Genomic DNA, 19,171 nt, shown 5'->3' on the forward strand with positions numbered 1-19,171 from the left:
TTTATATTATGTTTTCCCAATTTTTCACTTTCGCATTGAAAAATCCAGAGTCTATATAGGCTTGGTTCACTACCCCTTGCTCTTTAAGTATTTTTATACCTTTATTTAATGCCTGAATAACATCTTTACCTCTTGCGTGCTGTTTCGATACAGCAAAATGACGCGTTCCTTTTAAACCCACTTTAATACCGGGTACAGGCACCAAATGTACACCATCAACAATAAATGACATGTCATCGGTTGGCTGAAATGGCGCTAACAAAAAATCTGCACGCCCTCTTGCAACCATCTTTACCATTGATGACCATTTGACTGTATTGATCAATGAACTCATTTCCATGCTATTTAAAGTTTGCCAATCCACTAACCAAGCTTTGCTGGAAACAGCTGTTAACCTCTGAATATCTGAAAGTGTCTTCGCTTGTAATGTGTTTTGATTTGTTGGGGTGGTATATATACCCGCTTCAAACATCCCATCCTCAATAATGGCATCCGATACATACGCAAAATCTGATTTGTTGAATGCATCATGCCAAATAGAATTGCCACTCATGACAACAGCACCGGAACGAACCTGCTTAATCATACGTGCATGTGAAGGTGAAACAGTTAGCTGAATTGGGTCTAACATGCCACCAAGGTATAAAGCTTGTTGCGTTAACAATACTTCAACTACATCTCTACGAGAGTACTGTCCACCAAAATCCTTTATTTTTAATGGATCGCGTCCATTCACAAATAAATCATAATCATCTTTAACATCAGCAGGAATAATAATGAGTAATTCATTACGCTCAGCCCCCTTTTCATGGTTTACAGTGTGTGCTGCAAATGATGATAAGGTAATGGAGATTAGCACAAGCAAGGTGCTTAATTTTTTCATTTATAATTCCATTTAAAATTTTAATAGCAATGAGAAATATACAAATTTATACAATAACTTATAAAAATTCACAACTCATACTAAGTAATGTAGGTAAGCTTAAATATTATCTTAAATGCCTTTTTGTTGCGAATAAAAACCCTACTAAAAAAGCCATTGTTTTTCCAGTTAAAGGGCGTATTATGTCAAAAGTAATATTACTTACTTTTTAGGAGATATAATGAATTCACCTTTTATACAAACTCAAACAGGTAGTGCTTCTGTTTCGATTAACAAAGTACTTAAAAACACTTATATTCTATTAGGCATGACACTGGCTTTCTCTGCATTGACAGCGACACTTGCTACAATGATGAATATTGGTGGCGGCATGTCACTTGTTTTAATGCTAGTTGGTTTTGGTCTTTTATTCGTTGTATCTAAAACAGCAGATACAGGCAAAGGTCTATTCTGGGTATTTATGTTCACTGGTGTGATGGGTGCATCACTCGGTAATATGCTTAACCATTATCTAGCAATGGAAAATGGTGCATCACTGATTATGCAGGCATTAGGCTCAACAGCCCTGATCTTCTTCGCACTATCAGCATACGCATTAACCTCTAAGAAAGACTTCTCATTTATGGGCGGTTTCTTAATGACAGGTATGATCGTTGTGCTTATCGCAATGGTTGCAAATATCTTCCTACAGATTCCAATCATGCAAGTGGTTATTAGCAGTGTTGTCGTTTTAATTATGTCGGGCTTTATTTTGTTTGATACAAGCCGCATCATCAATGGTGGTGAAACAAACTACATCCGTGCAACAGTCTCTCTATACATGAATCTATTTAACCTATTTATTCATCTATTAGCGCTATTAAACATTATCGATGACTAACATTGAATCAATAGCCTTTTAAAACGCACCTTGAGTGCGTTTTTTTTTATCTTTTTTCTTCCTAAATATTAATAAGCTTCCCCGGAGAAAAATAAAAAATGAAAATAGTACTGTTGTTCATGATCTGTGTCTCTCTACTCGCTTGCTCGGAATCCCCTATGTTAAAAAAACTCAATACAACACAACCTATACTTGCCTTTGGTGATAGCCTCACCTTTGGTTATGGCGCGTCACCTAATCAAAGCTACCCTGCAGTATTAAGTGAATTAAGCGGATTAACGGTTGTTAATGAAGGTATCAATGGGGAGCTTAGTAAAGAAGGGTTAAAACGCTTAGCAGGCTTACTCGATCAGCATCAACCACAAATGTTATTACTTTGTCATGGTGCAAACGATATGCTGCAAAAACGTAGTTTAGAAAAGATGCAAAGTAACCTTGAAGCGATGATAACCCTTGCTAATGAACGCGATATTACGGTGCTATTAATTGCAGTACCTAATACGAATCTACTGTTAACACCCTTAAAACAGTACCAGCAAGTCGCTGATAAAATGAGTGTGCCTGTTGATAATGAGCTGATGTCAGATATTCTCAGACAACCTGCCTTACATAGCGATATCATTCACCCTAATGCATTGGGTTATCAGAAAATGGCAGAAGGAATCTACCAAAATCTAATCACACTTGGGGCACTATGATTGTTCACAGTAGGATATTGGTTGATTTAAGGTTAATTACTTTAGTGAGAATATCCTAACTCCTGGGCGGGTTGTATTTTACTTGCTCGCCATGCAGGATATAACGTGGCTAAGACACTCATTAAGAATGCCAAAGAAGAAACCACTACGACCTGATCAACATTAAGCTCTGAGGGAAGAAAGTCAATAAAGTAGATATCACCAGACAAGATTTTATGGCCAATGACTGCCTCTAAGGTTTTTATTATTGCCGTTAGATTAAGCGCAATATAACTGCCTGCTATCGCGCCAATGACACTGCCAACCAAACCATTGAAAGCCCCCTGGACAATAAAAATAAAGCGCAAACTCCACGTTGACGCCCCCATTGTTTTCAAGATAGCGATATCACCACGTTTTTCATTAACCGCCATCACCAGTGTTGAAACGATATTAAAACAGGCGACTGCAACTACCAGTAATAAGATCACATACATTAATGATTTTACCATCTGAATATCTTGATATAGATAACCTTGGCTAGTGATCCAACTTTTAATGTACATGTAATCAGGGAGACTGTATCCGACCTCACGTGAAATTTTCTGGGCATCCAAAATATCATCAACTTTGAAAGCGATGGCGTTGGCACTACTCAGGCCGAGCATTTTTTGTGCATCATCAATATGAATAAAGCCTAATGTACTATCTACTTGCCCCCCCATCTCAAAGATACCCGCCAAGGTTAACGGTATAACTCTAGGTGGTTTCAATTTATTGCCACGGCTAGGCTGAGGTAATAGCAAAATTAACGACTGGCCAACAGTTAATCCAAGTTGTTTGGCAACATTTTTGCCAAGAATAATTTGCTGTTCACCTGCAGTTAACAGTTCCCATCCGCCCTGCTCAATATATTGCCCAATCTCAGTAACACGATCCTCTGTTTCAGGGGTAATCGCACGGATCTGCAACGCTTTCATTTTTGTATCTTTTTGTAATAGACCACTGAGGTTAATATAGGGGCTAGCACCTAACACATGGGGATTACTTTCAACGGTACGTAAACTTGATTCTAAATCGTTAAACGAACCATTAACCACTTCAAGTTCGACATGCGGGATAACCGAGAGCAATTGGTCACGCAACGCTTTCTCAAAGCCATTCATCGCGGATAACCCAACAATGAGCACCATTACACCCAACGATATGCCTAAAATAGAGGCAATAGAGATGAAAGAAACAAACTTATTTTTATGTTTTGCGCGACTATAACGAAGACCGACAAATAATGATAACGGACGAAACATTATTGTGCGTCCTGTAAAATGCCACTGACCATCAATAATTGCCTATCTAGTTTATTCGCTAAGTGTTGATCATGGGTGACCACAACAAACGCGGTACCAAGCTCGCTGTTTAAGGTCTTAATAAGCTGGTAGATACTCTCTGCACTCGTTGCATCTAGGTTACCGGTTGGTTCATCTGCGAGGACTAATTTAGGCTCATTAATTAATGCACGGGCAATAGCGACACGTTGACGTTCACCACCTGAAAGCTCGGAAGGTCGATGTTCGATACGATGTTCGAGACCAACCCGCTGTAACATTTGGGTTGCTTTTTGTTGCGCAGTTTTAATCTTAACACCTGCAATTAACAGTGGCATTGCCACATTTTCAAGTGCACTAAATTCTGATAATAAGTGGTGAAATTGATAAACAAAACCCAAATGTTGATTACGCCAGTTAGCCTGTTTTTTATCATTTAATAGATGGATATTTTTGTTTTGATAAGAGACTTCACCACAAGAGGGTTTATCCAACGCACCCAGCAGATGTAACAAGGTACTTTTACCTGAGCCAGAGCTCCCCACAATGGCTAATAACTCTCCTTCATGGACGGCTAGGTTAACGTTTTCTAAAACGCTATTACTGAGATTTCCATCTTGGTATGTTTTACCAAGATCAGAACAAGTAATTAATACAGATTGTTCATTTTTTTGCATACTATTCATACCTTAATGCCTCAACAGGACTCACTTTTCCGGCGCGATAAGCGGGATAGAGTGTGGCTAATAAACTTAATAACATCGCGCCAAACATAATCACTAAAATTTGTGTAGGTTCATGCAGTACAGGCAGTAACCTCGCACCACCTGAGGCATTTTCAAGTAAATGCAAACCTAAAAAACGTAACACTTCATTGATATAGGTACTTAATAACAGACCTAAGCCCGTACCAATTAATGCACCAATAATGCCGCTCCATGCACCTTGAATAATAAAAACAAGATTTAAGGTTTTACCGGTAATACCGAGGGTTTTTAAAATAGCGACTTCGGCACTTTTATCACTAACGACCATCACCGATGAAGAAAGAATATTAAAAGCAGCAACCGCAATAATGAGACAAAGCAGAAGCCAAATCATATTTTTTTCCATCTTAACTGCTGCAAATAACTCTCCATGAGTACTTCGCCAATCAGTAATCGTCTCCCCCTGTTGTAAATGTGGGGGTGTCCAACTCATCACATCAAAGGGATCATCAAATGAGAAACGCAACCCAGTGACTTGATCTTCATTAATGCGAATCAATCTAGCGGCATCTTTAGCATGCATTAACACTAAATATTTATCGACATCGGAGCCCACATCAAAGAATCCTTTTACGGTAAAATTACGTTGGCTAGGGAGTTGTCCAAGGGGAGTAAAACGGGTACCACGAGCAGAGATGATACGTACTTTATCACCCACACTGACACTTAAGTCGCGTGCAAGTGACCGGCCAATAATTATATTGTAAGAACGAGAGGTCAGATCTTCTAATCGTCCCGCATAAATGTGCGATTTCACCACCTCACTGGCATAGTATTCAGGATAAATTCCTTCAAAGGTAACCCCTTGCAAATGTTTAGCGCTTTGGATAATCGCCTCATTATTAATAACAGGCTCCACACTTTTGACATTTTCTATTTCAAGTAGCGGGACTCTTTTTTGTTGCCAATCATCAACGGTTTGAGTTTGATTACTTAATACTGCCTGCGGCACGGCACCTAAAATACGCGTTTTTAACTCGGATTCAAAACCATTCATGACCGATAAAACCGTGATCAGGGCTAAAACACCTAGGGTAATGCCACCCGTTGAAAATAGAGAGACAAAAGAGACAAATTTGTTATTTCGCTTAGACTTGGTATAACGCAAGCCGATGAAGAGACTTAAAGGGTAAAACATAACCGCCCTGTTTTTATTACATTTATTTTTATTAATTGGCATTCTAATGTATCTTTAGGGTGCAAGGAACCTTCAATATTAGGAATCAGGACAAATAATGACAAACAACCAATATTTTATCGTTGAGCACCCACTAAGCCTTAATGTCGAAACACTTAAAAACGATGAAAAAATACCTGATGAAAATGAGTTTGAAGTTGAAATTCCAGCGCCTTTTCGTATGGCAAGTGATCTGGCTAATATTGACTCACATAGCTTACAGCCTTTAAAGCTAAATAATGAAACCACTCAAGTTCTGTGGGGATACCTGCAAGCACAGAACCTTAAAATCAATACCCTATTAAGTTATGTATTAAGCCAACAAGATGATAAACAGTTTCATTATGTGAGCACTGCATTTAGTGCCGGGAAATGTTTATTTGACGCGAAAAATCAATGTTTCGAAATTGCTCAAAATGTGCGTTTGAAAATTTTCATTCCTGAAGAATCCGCTGCTATTTACTGTTATGCCCAGGTAACGAATATCGATAATAATATTATTGAACTCAATTACCAAATGATTCGCGAAGAGGACAGAGAGTTACTGATCCGCACCACGTTGCATATACAGTCAAAACAATTAAAAGCTCGCGCTCAACAACGCGCTTCTATTTAACCTCTCTGGTAAAAGATAATAAGATGAAAACAGCTCCATTGATAAATATACCCACGCTAAAAAGCGAGACTGATCGACTAACGTTTGCGAACCTTCAAGGGGGGAGCTTAGCGTTAACCATCAGTGAATGTGCTAAACAACAAAAGTCACCACTCATTTTAATTACCAGTGATACCCCCACGGCACTGAAATTACGTCAAGAGCTTAGCTATTTTGTTGATGATAAATTAGAGCTTATCAGTTTTCCTGACTGGGAAACCTTGCCCTATGACCACTTTTCTCCGCATCAGGACATTATATCAACCCGTATCGAAACCCTGTTTAAACTGCCTTCGATTAAAAAAGGGATTTTAATCGTCCCGATTAGTACCCTGTTATTACGATTAGCACCAAAGAGTTATTTAAAGCAACACACCCTGATCATTAAAAGTGGCCAAATTATTGAGCTACAGAATCTACGAGCAGACTTAGAAGAAGCCGGATACTACGCCGTAGAACAAGTGATGGATCATGGTGAGTTTTGTGCGCGAGGGTCAATTCTAGATATCTTCCCGATGGGTAGTGACACGCCATTTCGCATTGATTTCTTTGATGATGAAATCGATTCAATTCGCCCTTTTGATAGTGAAAGTCAGCGTTCATTAACACCGATTAACGAAATAAAACTGCTTCCCGCACATGAATTTTCAACCGATAGCGAAGCGATAAAACGCTTTAAAACTAAATTTGCTGATAAATTTACGTCACCACTCTCAACCAGTAAAGAATCAATTTTTAGCGAAATTACGCAGCATAATCTACCTGCGGGTATTGAGTATTATCTGCCACTATTTTTTGAACAAACAACGACACTTTTTGATTACCTGCCTAACAATGCAAAACTAGCGATTGTTGGTGATATCAATCAAGCAACGTTAGACTTTTGGCAAACACTTGAGAGCCGTTATGAAGATCGCAGCGTCGATCTTCTACGTCCACTATTAACACCAAACGAATTATACCTTCGTCATGAACAATGTTTTGAACAGATTAATCAATGGCCAAGATTTTATCTGCAATCGGCTCCCTTAAGTGCTGAAAAACCAGGACGGTTTAATTTCGATACCTCACTCGTTGAAGATATTCAAGTTGAACATAAAAAGAAAATTCCGTTAGCGGGTATCTCAACCTTCATTGAAAACTTTTCAGGAAAAATACTGTTCAGTGTTCAATCTTCTGGACGCAAAGAATCATTACTGGAGTTACTTGCGCCGCTCAAGCTATCGTTATCTGAATTTAAATGCGTAGACGATTTCCATAAAGCAAAATCTAAACTTGGTATCACCATTAGCCAAGTTGAAGACAGTTTTATTTTAAGTAACAGTGACGCAACGACAAACCTTGCGTTCATCACCGAAAATGAATTACTCGGTTTTAAAGTCACGCAAAGTCGCCGACGTGCGGGCAGCACAGATGAAAATTACAGTACCGATAATGCGGTGGCTAACCTTGCTGAATTAAAAGTTGGGCAACCAGTTGTACATATCGATTATGGTGTTGGCCGTTACCTAGGCTTACAAACAATTGAGACAGCAGGTAACTTAACTGAATTTGTTACCCTAGAATATTTACGTGGTGACAAACTGTATGTCCCTGTCAGCGCATTACACCTGATAAGTCGCTATAGTGGTCATGACGTAGATAATGCGCCACTTAATAAACTGGGTACAGAAACTTGGCAAAAAGCAAAAAAACGTGCTGCTGAAAAAGTACGTGATGTCGCCGCTGAATTACTCGAAGTCTATGCACAACGCGCAGCTAAAGTTGGTCACAGTTATAAGCTTGATAAGAACAATTATGCACTGTTTAAGAATGACTTTCCTTTTGAAGAAACATACGACCAAGCACTTTCAATCAACGCAGTAATAAGCGACATGTGCTCAACGCAACCAATGGACCGATTAGTCTGTGGTGACGTAGGTTTTGGTAAAACCGAAGTCGCAATGCGTGCCGCCTTTCTCGCCACCGATAATACTCGTCAAGTTGCATTACTAGTCCCAACCACATTACTTGCACAACAACATTATGAAAACTTTAAAGATAGATTTTCAAATTGGCCAGTGCGGATCGAGGTATTATCCCGTTTTAAAACCGCGAAAGAGCAAAAACAAATTTTAGCCGATACCGTATCTGGGAAAGTAGATATTTTAATTGGTACGCATAAACTACTCAGTAGTGATCTTAAGTTTTCAGATTTAGGCTTATTGGTTATCGATGAAGAGCATCGCTTTGGTGTCCGTCAAAAGGAAAAAATCAAAGCTCTACGCGCACAAATAGATATTTTAACCCTTACCGCAACGCCAATCCCGCGTACTTTGAATATGTCGATGAATGGTATGCGTGATCTATCCATTATTGCTACACCACCGGCAAAACGCCTTGCGGTTAAAACCTTTGTACAACAGAAAACAGATCAAATAGTGAGTGATGCAATCACTCGTGAAGTGATGCGTGGTGGGCAAGTCTATTTCTTACATAATAATGTTCAGACCATCGATAAAGCCGCTGAAGATATTCAAGCATTGCTACCACAGACTAAAGTTTCCGTTGCACATGGTCAGATGAATGAACACCAGTTAGAAAAAGTGATGAGCGACTTTTATCATCAACGTCAAAATGTATTGGTTTGTACCACTATTATTGAAACCGGTATCGATATTCCCAGTGCCAATACCATTATCATCAACCGAGCAGATCATTTAGGACTCGCACAGTTACACCAATTACGTGGACGTGTTGGTCGATCTCATCACCAAGCCTATGCTTATCTGCTTACGCCACCAAAAAAACTGATGACTAAAGACGCTCAAAAACGTCTGCAAGCGATTGAGTCACTCGATACCTTAGGCGCAGGTTTCACACTAGCAACGCACGATCTAGAAATTCGTGGTGCTGGTGAACTGTTAGGTGATGATCAGTCGGGACAAATTTCCACCGTTGGTTATAACCTCTATATGGAGATGTTAAATCAAGCTGTCACTGCATTACAAAACGGGCAAGAACCTAGCCTCGATCATCTACTTGCCAGTCAGGCAGATGTTGAACTGCGTATCCCAGCATTAATTCCTAGCGATTACATTCATGATGTTAACTTACGCTTATCACTGTATAAACGTATCGCGAATAGTAAAGACAGACATGCGCTAAAAGAGATTCAAGTAGAGCTGATTGACCGTTTTGGTTTATTGCCTGCAGCGGCAAAGAATTTAATACAAGTAACTGAAATAAAACAACTGTGTACACCACTAGGGATTAAACGCTTAGAAGCACATGCAAACGGTGGCAATCTACAATTTACGGAAAATACACCTGTTGACCCAATGTTCCTTGTTTCTTTACTGCAAAAACAGGGAAATACCTTTAAACTAGAGGGACCAACGAAACTAAAATTTAGTGCTAACTTAGAAGACTCTCGAGCGCGAATGAATTGGATCACGCAACTACTTAATAGCTTTAAAGATCATTTAATAAAAGGATAATACTTTGAATTACAAAACATTAGCGGTGCTACTTTTAACCGTGACTTCATTTTCAGCACACGCTGAACAACGTTGGTTTGAAGTTGAGCTGCTTTTATTTCAACGCAATGTGGATATGCAAGATATTACTGAGCATTTATCATCAAACGAAATTACTGTTGATACAAGTAACAGCATTAGCCTGTTAAAAACAAAAAAAGCGAACCTCTGTTCACAATCTGAGGTTTGTGTTTCAAAGTCGAACCCTGTGGTAATTCAAAAGTCACAGTTTGATTATGCAGGCAACAATTTTAAACGTGTTGGTAGCTCACATCTGCAACTTGTTGCACAACGTGAGCGTTTAGAAAAACACGCGGGATTTAAACCGCTATTGCACATGGCTTGGCAGATGCCAATGAAAAGTACGCGTTCCGCTAAACCAATTAATATTTTTGCAGGTGAAAATTTAGCATCAAAAATGCTAACACCAATTGCTGATGAAACAGCTATTACCACAGAAAATATTGAGACAGCTGACAATATTGCCGATGAAACGACACAGCTTATTGAGGTGAAATCATCTAAACACGCCGATGATATATGGGCGATTGATGGTAATTTCAAAATCTACCTAGATCATTATCTGTACATTGATAGTCAATTGATTATCAGTAAAGCAATGACATCTGAAACAGCAAAAACAGAACAGACTGTTGAATTGATTGATGATGAAAATGGCGTTCAAATTGCGAAAGAGATCGATGATAACGGGGCAATCCAGCAACATAATCAACAAACCATTATAAAAGAAAGTTTGTTTGACCAGAACCGACGATTACGCAGTGAAGAGATACATTATCTCGACCACCCGTTAATGGGTATCATTGTCCAGATCCGCAAACTTCCGGATGAAAAACCAACAAAATAAAGATAAAAAAAACGATGCATTGAGCATCGTTTTTTTATTTCGATAGATTACCTAACCACTTTATTAATGTTGGCGTGCCTGCCAATACTGCTCAGCAATTAATAAACACTCATCCTGTGTTTTTTGTGGTTCAAATTGCTTCAATATAACTGCAATGGTACATATCACAGCAGCATCACCATAACTATCTTGCACTTCACCACGCCATACTTTTAGCAAATAGCTAGCTGATACTTCTGTATGTGCACCACTTGCTTCACTTAAGTAGGTTGGCCACTCTTGTTCAATATAGGTTAATTCACCATCAACTAATCGTACTCCACAGATATCAGTACTAACACGCGGGTTTATCTCACTTTCACCACCTTCGCCTTTAAAAGCAATCATACTACTCTCAGCGGTTAATAATGCAGCTTTAGCATGTAATCTTTCATAGCTTTTATGGAAAACACCATGAATAGCAAAAGGCGCTTGCGTCGGATTTAAACTGCGTGCAACGGTATTGAGTGGCGTACGTAAGCCCACTTTTTCTCTTAGGTTTAACAGAGGAATCATTTCTGGGCAGTAACTTTCAAGAGGAAGATAACAGATGTTAAATTGATCTAAGTATTGTTTAGCTTCTTCGGGAGAATAGGCAATATTAATACCTAATTCAGAACAAGCACTTTCAACTTGATATTTAACCGCATCAACCGCGTTATAACCGTGTAATACAATACGTGTGCCCTGCTCGGCTAATACTTTTGCAGCTAACATTAACCAAGGTGGCTGACGTTTTTTACCTGCAAAACATGGCCAATCTAAATCAGCATCTAGGGATGCCCACTGCGGATCAATTCTTTCACGTAATGCCTGAATATAACCAGCGGCTTCCTCCGGCGTTTCACAACGCACACGCTGTAACATTAATAGCACCGCTAATTGTAACAGCTCCGCTTCTCCATTTAGATAGGAGGATAAGGCATCATAAGCTTCTTTTTGTGTTAAAGCACGACGTCCTTTTTCACCACGTCCTGTTAATTTAATATATTCACTGAACATATAATGCAAACTCCTTTGGAAGATCGTCAACAATGGCGATCGGATTAAATTGGTTTAAAACATCTTTACTGTGTACACCGTAAGACACACCTAAACAATCGATGTTAGCATTATTGGCCATCTCTAAATCGTAACTGGTATCACCAATCATTAATGCATCAGATGGATCAACACCAAGATCGTTTAAGATAAGGTTAAGCATTAACGGATCTGGCTTTGAGGCAGTTTCATCAGAACAATAGGTAACAGCAAAAAGATCCTTAACGGCAAATTTATCCAAAATTCGATTAAGACTCTCTCGTCCTTTACCTGTTGCTACTGCAAGTAGATACCCCTGTTTTTTGAGCTCGTTTAACCATAACTTAATGCCCGGATAAAAAGGGGTGTCATGCGAATCACGTTTTCGATATTGAAAATGATAAGCTTGTATCATTTCACTTTGTTGCTCTGATGTGGCTCCAGGAAAAAGTTGTACCATTATTTTATCTAAGCGTAAGCCTATAATATGGCGAATTTCATCTTCTGTGGGTTCTTTCAGCTGACAATCTATTGCTGCAGCTTGCATACAGGCTACGATTTTATCTATCGAATCCATCAAGGTTCCATCCCAATCAAATATGATCACTTTATAATTCATATATTTACTCGAGCTATTAACTATAATAACTCGCTACTCCTTTGTTGTGTTGGAATCAATAATGTAACAGTTTTTTACCGTACATTACTACCACTTTGCCGCTAAGGGTTTGTAGTAAATGCATTAACCATGCTGACTCATATTCTTTCGATTTGATTTTCTATTCCTAACCGCAGGATTTGTATTTAACCTATTTTTTTTAAGGATATCCAACTTGACTTTTATTGACGTACATCACAAATATAACTGTTAAATAACTTTTGTGAGAATAACGTCATCTAATGACGAACATCTTTACAACATAAAGTACATCGCTATTTAATTAAAAATTGTAAGTTATTTGTTTTTTGACAAACTTACCGTACTAGTCAAAAAAACACACCTGCAAAAGTGCATAATTATTTCAAACAGTTATAAAAACACATCACGAAAAATCAACACTTTATAAACAACACAGGATCAAGGTAAGAGATCAACTCCGCACGTGAGCAGGAAAGCCATATCACACCGTAAAAAACCACTCCATAAAGACAAACAAAAGTCATTCAAAGTGAATATAATTCATACAACCCGGCAAATACACCTTAGATATAAATGCACTTAAGATGCATAACAAACCACCAGAATTGTGACGCAGCTCAAGCCATGAAACAGCTGGTTTTTGTAGTAAACAGGACAAAAACTACAAAGATGACAAAATAAATGAGCCGTAATTGCTTAAAAAACAGACAGATAGGTCAACACCAAAAAGTTCAACTTTATATTGCATAAATGTGAATGCTGCGATAATGTTTGTTTCGTAAAGTGTAAATTCACTGTTACAAGGTGTTATGGAAAACTATTTATTTTATTAAAAAGGTATATGGAAAATGAAAAAAACTCTTCTAGCAATTGCGATCCCAGCTGCATTATTAGCAACTTCAGCTCAAGCCGTGGAACTTTATAAGACTGACGTAGCAAGTGTTGATTTTTACGGTCAGATGAGAACTGAAGTTAAAGTACTTACGGATAAAGATGTAACATTAGGTGCAGGTTCATCACGTTCAGGTGTTAAAGCATCTTATGCTGTGAATGATAGCGTCAATGTATTTGGTACTTTTGAGTTTGGTCTTTCTGGTAACGGTGGTTCATTAGAAAGTCGTCTACATTACGCAGGTGTTGAAGGTGACTTCGGTAAGCTTTCTTTCGGTAAGCAATGGACTGTATCAGATGATATATACGGTGCAGAGTACTCATACTTCTTTGGTGGTTCTGCTCTATTCTACTCGATCTTAAGTGGCGCTGAACATGATTCTCTTATTAAGTACAATTTTGAAACAGATGATTTTTGGATTGCTGCCAATGTAGGCTTAGCTGAAGATGATTCAAGCCAAGAATTATACGAAGCATTTATTGGTACCTCTGTAGGTGATTTAAACCTACACGCTGGTTACGGTTTAAATAAAGATAAAGTTGAAGACTCTGAAACTAAAGACTGGAAAAATGAGTACTTCCAAGTAACTGCTGAATATAGCGTTGGTGATGGTGTAATCGGTTTCACTTATTACAACGCAGAGTTAAGCTCTTTAAATAATGATAGTAAAGTTAAAGAGAATGGTTACTCTCTAGGTGGTATGTATAGCGTAAGTGATGCGATAGGGCTTTATGCCGGTCTAGAACTTACAGACCACGATGTAGACGCTTTAGATGATAGCACTAACTTTTTCATCGGCGCTGATTACCAAATTAATGACTGGTCTAAAGTCTATGCAGAATACGCATACTCTGACGGTCAGACTCTTGGTTTCAGCAATAAAGCATCAGGTAATGAAGTAGAATTAGCATCTTCTGCTGATAAAGACAGCAACTTCGCTGTAGGTTACCGCGTTTACTGGTAATCCCAGAAAACATTATAACTAATTTCTATACTCTCCATAGAGATTTATAATAGCGCGGTTGAACAGCGCTATTTAGTTATCAATCGTTATTCAAAAGAACGTTTTTACGTTCTTTTTTTATGCCTGTAACATTCTAATCACATTACCCCCACCCCACTCTTTCATCCGCATGAACATCACTTACAATATTGTTCACAGAATATAGTGTTCAACTGAATAGATTAAGAAAATGAGCGCAGAACAATAAGACTTAGAACGTCGGTTAAATAGTGCAGAAACGTTGATTATTTAATAGCAGATTTTGTAGAGATGAAGCCTCACGGAAAAAACCAACTTTATAATGGCTTTTTCACATGAGGGTAAAACTGATTGGAGGCTAGCTTTTCTGTAACTTTTCCAATAGATCAGATAACGGTTTGCACAAAGGAGCGCTAACGGTCATCTTCTCTTCTAATACAGGGTGGAAGAAGGTAATGTGTGCGGCATGTAAAAATAGGCGATTTAGACCTAACTTTTCCATTTCAGCACTAAACTCATTATCGCCATAGCGATCATCTCCTGCAATATTATGACCTTTACAGGCTGTATGCACACGAATTTGATGTGTACGCCCTGTCACAGGAGAGGCTTCAACCAAGGTTGCACCTTGATAACGCTGCATAATTTTAAAACGCGTTTCGGACGCTTTGCCATCTGCGCTTACTTTTACCACTGAATTTTGTGAATCTTTAAGCAATGGCTCTTTGACTGCACGGTCTTTTTTATCCCACTTGCCCTTTACTAAAGCGAGATATTGCTTATTCATGGTTTTATTACGAAGTTGTTCATGTAAAGCGCGAAGCATGCTGCGCTTTTTAGCGATTAATAGACATCCCGACGTCGCTTTATCAAGTCGATGTGCTAGTTCTAAAAATCGTGCATCCGGACGTAGGGCACGTAACCCTTCAATCGCACCAAAATCTAATCCACTTCCGCCATGTACCGCTAAGCCAGAAGGTTTATTTAGAATAAGTAATGCATCGTCCTCATAAACTATTCGTGATTCGAGTTGTGCAATCGAATTTAATTTAGGTGAAGGTAAGGCATTTTCTGCGGCCACTCGAACAGGTGGGATACGCACAATATCCCCCTCTTTGAGCTTATAATCAGGTTTGATACGTTTTTTATTTACACGTACTTCACCTTTACGCACGATCCTATAGACCATACTTTTAGGCACACCTTTTAAATGTAGACGAAGAAAATTATCGATTCGTTGCTGTGCATTTTCTTGAGTTACCTCAAGCATGCGTACTGAGTGATTTATCTGTTCCATTCGTTAAGTTTATCACGTGTTGCAACGATAATATGTAAAAATTTATATTGGCGTAACACGCTATTAATGAGAGAATTAACAAGTTAACGACTCGTTAAAATATAATTGCTTATAAAGCATACTAACTAGTAGTCGTTACATTAAAAACAATGAAAATAGAATGTTGCGCCCTTTTACTCATTAACTTATTTAGGCTTATTTGAGCTTACATTAATGAGAGCTGCTATCACTTTTTAATGCACCTCTGCATATTTCCAGTCGGGAGACTGCAAAACCAGACCCGAGGTCAAGTGAAGCAATTTATTGCCAACAACCAAAAAAACATAAAAATATTTATAAAGAGCTAATAATGAAAAGAATGTTAATTAATGCAACTCAAGCAGAAGAGTTGCGTGTTGCCCTCGTTGATGGACAACAACTGTACGATTTAGATATAGAAAGCCCAGGCCACGAACAGAAAAAAGCAAACATCTATAAAGGTAAAATAACCCGTGTTGAACCAAGCTTAGAAGCTGCATTTGTTGACTATGGTGCTGATCGCCATGGTTTCCTTCCACTAAAAGAGATTGCTCGCACTTATTTCCCTGCTGGTTACTCTTTTAAAGGTCGTCCTAATATTAAAGAGGTAATTAAAGAAGGCCAAGAAGTTATCGTTCAGATTGAAAAAGAAGAACGTGGTAATAAAGGTGCAGCTTTAACTACCTTTATAAGCCTTGCAGGTAGCTACTTAGTATTAATGCCAAACAACCCTCGTGCTGGCGGTATTTCACGTCGTATCGAAGGTGACGAACGTACACAATTAAAAGAAGCATTAAGCCACCTTAAATTACCAAACGGCATGGGCTTAATCGTTCGTACTGCGGGTGTTGGTAAAACATCTGAAGAGCTAGAGTGGGATCTAAATGTTTTAGTTAACCATTGGCAAGCAATTTCAGAAGCATCTGAATCGAAATCAGCACCGTTTTTAATTCACCGTGAAAGTAACGTTATTGTGCGTTCTATCCGTGATTACCTACGTCGCGATATTGGTGAGATCGTTATCGATCACCCAAAAACATTTGAACAAGCTAAAAGTCATATCGAAATGGTACGCCCAGACTATGTAAACCGTCTGAAATTATACCAAGGTGAAATCCCACTATTTACACATTACCAAGTAGAAAGCCAAATTGAATCAGCTTTCCAACGTGAAGTGCGTTTACCATCTGGTGGTTCAATTGTCATCGACCCGACTGAAGCATTAACTTCAATCGATATCAACTCGGCACGTGCAACACGTGGTGGCGATATTGAAGAAACAGCGTTTAATACTAACCTTGAAGCAGCAGAAGAGATTGCACGTCAATTACGTTTACGTGATTTAGGTGGATTAGTCGTTATCGATTTCATCGATATGACCCCTGCTCGCCATCAACGTGAAGTTGAAAACCGTATGCGTGAATCAGTACGCCAAGATAGAGCGCGTATCCAATTAGGTCGTATTTCTCGCTTTGGCTTGATGGAAATGTCACGTCAACGTATTCGTCCTTCTTTAGGTGAATCAGCATCACGTGTTTGTCCTCGCTGTCATGGTCAAGGTACTATTCGTGATAATGAATCGCTTGCACTCGCTATTCTTCGCCTGATTGAAGAAGAGGGTTTAAAAGAAAATACCGTTCAAATTCAAGCAACAGTGCCTGTTGCCGTTGCAGCATACCTACTTAATGAAAAACGTAGTGCAGTAGCGAAAATTGAAAAACGCCATACTTGTGAAGTATTCATTATTCCAAATGCAAATCTTTTAACACCGCATTTTGAAATCAAGCGTACACGTAAAGATGGTAAAGAAGACATCAACTACGACGCACTTGAAAAGCAACATACGGTATATGTACCAAATGTTGTTAAAGATGAATTCAAAAAAGAAGCTGATCCTGTATTAAGTGGTTTCTCTAGCCCGAAAGCAAACAAGGCTAAAGCTGCACCAGTAGCTAAAGAAGAAACTAAAGTGGTCGCAGCAGAAGTTAAACCTTCTTTCTTTAGCCGCATATTCTCAGCAATTGCTTCATTCTTTAATGATGAAGAAGAACAAAAAGTTGAAGAGAAAAAAGTTGAAGAGGTTAAAGAGCGCCCTCGTAATAACAATAACCGCAATCGTAACAATAATCGTAATCGCAATAATCGTAACCGTAATCAGAATAAAACTGATAACCGTAATGAAGAGCGCACGGATACCAATAACGACAGCCGTACTGAAACAGTAGAAAGCAAGAAGCCTGCTGAGCGTCGTCCACGTAATCCACGTAAAGATACGCCACGCCCAGTTAAGCAAGAACGTGAGCAAGCTGTTACAGAAAAAGAAGAAGTGATTGCAGTACGTCGTAAACGTAGAAACATGCGTAAAAAAGTACGTATTAATAACAAACCTGCTGCTGTTGAAAATACAGTTGAAGAAGTGACGACGGCTAAAAATGTACCTATCAAAGAAACTGCAGTACAAGAGAAGAAACCAACTCGACGTAAAGCAGCGCCTAAGAAAGTAAATAAACCAGCGAAAGTTGAAGTTGAAGCAAAAGAGACAGTAACTGCCACTGAAAATGAAGGCGCTTCTACAGAAGAGTATTCACCAGTTGCAATTCCTGGTCGTCGTTCACGCTACCTTCGTGGTAATGGACAGCGCAAAAATAAAGTAAACAACGAACAGAACGATGCTGAACAAGCTACTGATCCTGTTGCTAGTCGTTACCCAGAAGCAGAAAAAGCAGTCAATGAAACAGTTAATGTTACAGCGCCTGTTGCAAATGAAATCTCTAGCATCACAACAGAGAAAGATACGCATAAAGCAGCTGAGCAACTTCAAGAAACTGTAAATAACGAAAAGATCAAACAAGCTGAGCAGATTCTTCCTGAAGTAACAGCGACTGTTGAAGCAGCACCAGTTGTTGAAACAGCACCTGTTGTTGAAACAGCACCTGTTGTTGAACAAGCACCTGTTGTTGAACAAGCGCCTGTTGTTGAAACAGCACCTGTTGTTGAACAAGCGCCTGTTGTTGAACAAGCACCTGTTGTTGAACAAGCACCTGTTGTTGAAGTAACACCTGTTGCTGAACAAGCACCCGTTGTCGTTGAAGCCGCACCTGTTGAAACTGTAGCAATTGTGACAGAAACACCTGTTGTTGAAGTTACGCCAGCTGTTGAAGAAGCACCGGTGGTTATAGAAGCGCCAGTAGTTGAGCAAGCACCTGTTGCTAAAGCAACAACCGCTCAACCTTCATCAAATGTTGGTACAGTGACTAAAGCACGTGTTGCACGCTCTGCAATGGTACGCACTGTAAGTGAACCTCTTGATTTAACACGAGATATCACAATTGTTCCTGCTACATCACGTGAAGCTATCACTAAATCTTCACAGCAAGCTGGTAGTAGTTTTGCAACTAGCACAGCTAAAAGTGAAATGGTAAGAACATCGCTATAAAGTATTGATAGGTTATAGCTATTAAATCAAACGGATATTTCATTGGAATATCCGTTTTTTTATACTGTTTTATTCTTCTAAGCCGTTTATCATAACG

Annotated in this window: 14 protein-coding genes; 7 read left to right on the forward strand and 7 right to left on the reverse strand. The window is 38.9% G+C overall.

The window, feature by feature from the left end; translation table 11 throughout:
• Nucleotide 1 precedes the first annotated feature (1 nt).
• The gene (locus QQK09_RS12375) at nucleotides 2–883 is read right to left on the reverse strand and encodes a hypothetical protein (RefSeq protein ID WP_284204459.1); all 882 of its coding nucleotides are present in this window, start codon (nucleotides 881–883) and stop codon (nucleotides 2–4) included.
• 220 nt (nucleotides 884–1,103) lie between these two features.
• Here QQK09_RS12375 and QQK09_RS12380 point away from each other — a divergent pair, with 220 nt between their 5' ends.
• On the forward strand, nucleotides 1,104–1,763 hold the full coding sequence (locus tag QQK09_RS12380; protein ID WP_284204460.1) for a Bax inhibitor-1/YccA family protein: 660 nt from the start codon (nucleotides 1,104–1,106) through the stop codon (nucleotides 1,761–1,763).
• A gap of 98 nt (nucleotides 1,764–1,861) precedes the next feature.
• Nucleotides 1,862–2,461 (forward strand): GDSL-type esterase/lipase family protein, encoded by a 600-nt coding sequence (locus QQK09_RS12385; RefSeq protein WP_284204461.1) that lies wholly within the window; start codon nucleotides 1,862–1,864, stop codon nucleotides 2,459–2,461.
• Nucleotides 2,462–2,502: 41 nt separating this feature from the next.
• Here QQK09_RS12385 and lolE read toward each other — a convergent pair whose 3' ends face one another.
• Genes lolE through QQK09_RS12400 form a run of 3 tightly spaced genes read right to left on the reverse strand, consistent with a single transcriptional unit; the run spans nucleotide 2,503 to nucleotide 5,670 of the window.
• Nucleotides 2,503–3,747: a lipoprotein-releasing ABC transporter permease subunit LolE gene (lolE, locus tag QQK09_RS12390; protein ID WP_284204462.1), complete on the reverse strand. Its 1,245-nt coding sequence runs from the start codon at nucleotides 3,745–3,747 to the stop codon at nucleotides 2,503–2,505.
• The gene (gene lolD, locus QQK09_RS12395) at nucleotides 3,747–4,442 is read right to left on the reverse strand and encodes a lipoprotein-releasing ABC transporter ATP-binding protein LolD (protein ID WP_284204463.1); all 696 of its coding nucleotides are present in this window, start codon (nucleotides 4,440–4,442) and stop codon (nucleotides 3,747–3,749) included. Before lolD ends, lolE begins: the two co-directional genes overlap by 1 nt.
• Before the next feature lies 1 nt (nucleotide 4,443).
• Nucleotides 4,444–5,670 carry a lipoprotein-releasing ABC transporter permease subunit gene (locus QQK09_RS12400; protein WP_284204464.1) on the reverse strand — a complete coding sequence of 409 codons (1,227 nt, stop codon included), beginning with the start codon at nucleotides 5,668–5,670 and terminating at the stop codon, nucleotides 4,444–4,446.
• Between the two features lie 97 nt (nucleotides 5,671–5,767).
• Between QQK09_RS12400 and QQK09_RS12405 the strand changes: the two genes are divergently transcribed.
• Genes QQK09_RS12405 through QQK09_RS12415 form a run of 3 tightly spaced genes read left to right on the forward strand, consistent with a single transcriptional unit; the run spans nucleotide 5,768 to nucleotide 10,750 of the window.
• Nucleotides 5,768–6,325, forward strand: coding sequence for a PilZ domain-containing protein (locus QQK09_RS12405; RefSeq protein WP_284204465.1), 558 nt, complete (start codon nucleotides 5,768–5,770; stop codon nucleotides 6,323–6,325).
• 23 nt (nucleotides 6,326–6,348) lie between these two features.
• Entirely contained in the window at nucleotides 6,349–9,843 is a 3,495-nt protein-coding gene (gene mfd / locus QQK09_RS12410) for a transcription-repair coupling factor (RefSeq protein ID WP_284204466.1), read from the forward strand.
• A gap of 4 nt (nucleotides 9,844–9,847) precedes the next feature.
• Nucleotides 9,848–10,750 (forward strand): peptidoglycan binding protein CsiV, encoded by a 903-nt coding sequence (locus QQK09_RS12415; protein ID WP_284204467.1) that lies wholly within the window; start codon nucleotides 9,848–9,850, stop codon nucleotides 10,748–10,750.
• Between the two features lie 63 nt (nucleotides 10,751–10,813).
• On the opposite strand, the gene QQK09_RS12420 is transcribed toward QQK09_RS12415, so the two are convergent.
• Both QQK09_RS12420 and QQK09_RS12425 read right to left on the reverse strand, forming a co-directional pair.
• Nucleotides 10,814–11,791, reverse strand: coding sequence for a glycosyl transferase family protein (locus QQK09_RS12420; protein WP_284204468.1), 978 nt, complete (start codon nucleotides 11,789–11,791; stop codon nucleotides 10,814–10,816).
• A complete protein-coding gene (locus tag QQK09_RS12425; protein WP_284204469.1) occupies nucleotides 11,781–12,428 on the reverse strand; it encodes an HAD-IIIA family hydrolase in 648 nt (215 codons plus the stop codon). The genes QQK09_RS12420 and QQK09_RS12425 overlap by 11 nt, the downstream gene beginning before the upstream one ends.
• A gap of 869 nt (nucleotides 12,429–13,297) precedes the next feature.
• Here QQK09_RS12425 and QQK09_RS12430 point away from each other — a divergent pair.
• Nucleotides 13,298–14,305: a porin gene (locus QQK09_RS12430; protein WP_284204470.1), complete on the forward strand. Its 1,008-nt coding sequence runs from the start codon at nucleotides 13,298–13,300 to the stop codon at nucleotides 14,303–14,305.
• Between the two features lie 376 nt (nucleotides 14,306–14,681).
• Here the strand turns inward: QQK09_RS12430 and rluC are convergent, their stop codons facing one another.
• A complete protein-coding gene (rluC, locus tag QQK09_RS12435; RefSeq protein ID WP_284204471.1) occupies nucleotides 14,682–15,620 on the reverse strand; it encodes a 23S rRNA pseudouridine(955/2504/2580) synthase RluC in 939 nt (312 codons plus the stop codon).
• A 349-nt stretch (nucleotides 15,621–15,969) separates the two neighbouring features.
• On the opposite strand from rluC, the gene rne reads away from it, so the two are divergent.
• Nucleotides 15,970–19,074: a ribonuclease E gene (gene rne, locus QQK09_RS12440; RefSeq protein WP_284204472.1), complete on the forward strand. Its 3,105-nt coding sequence runs from the start codon at nucleotides 15,970–15,972 to the stop codon at nucleotides 19,072–19,074.
• Nucleotides 19,075–19,171: the final 97 nt, after the last annotated feature.

Origin of the sequence: Psychromonas marina (assembly GCF_030161115.1) — a bacterium.
GTDB lineage: Bacteria > Pseudomonadota > Gammaproteobacteria > Enterobacterales > Psychromonadaceae > Psychromonas > Psychromonas marina.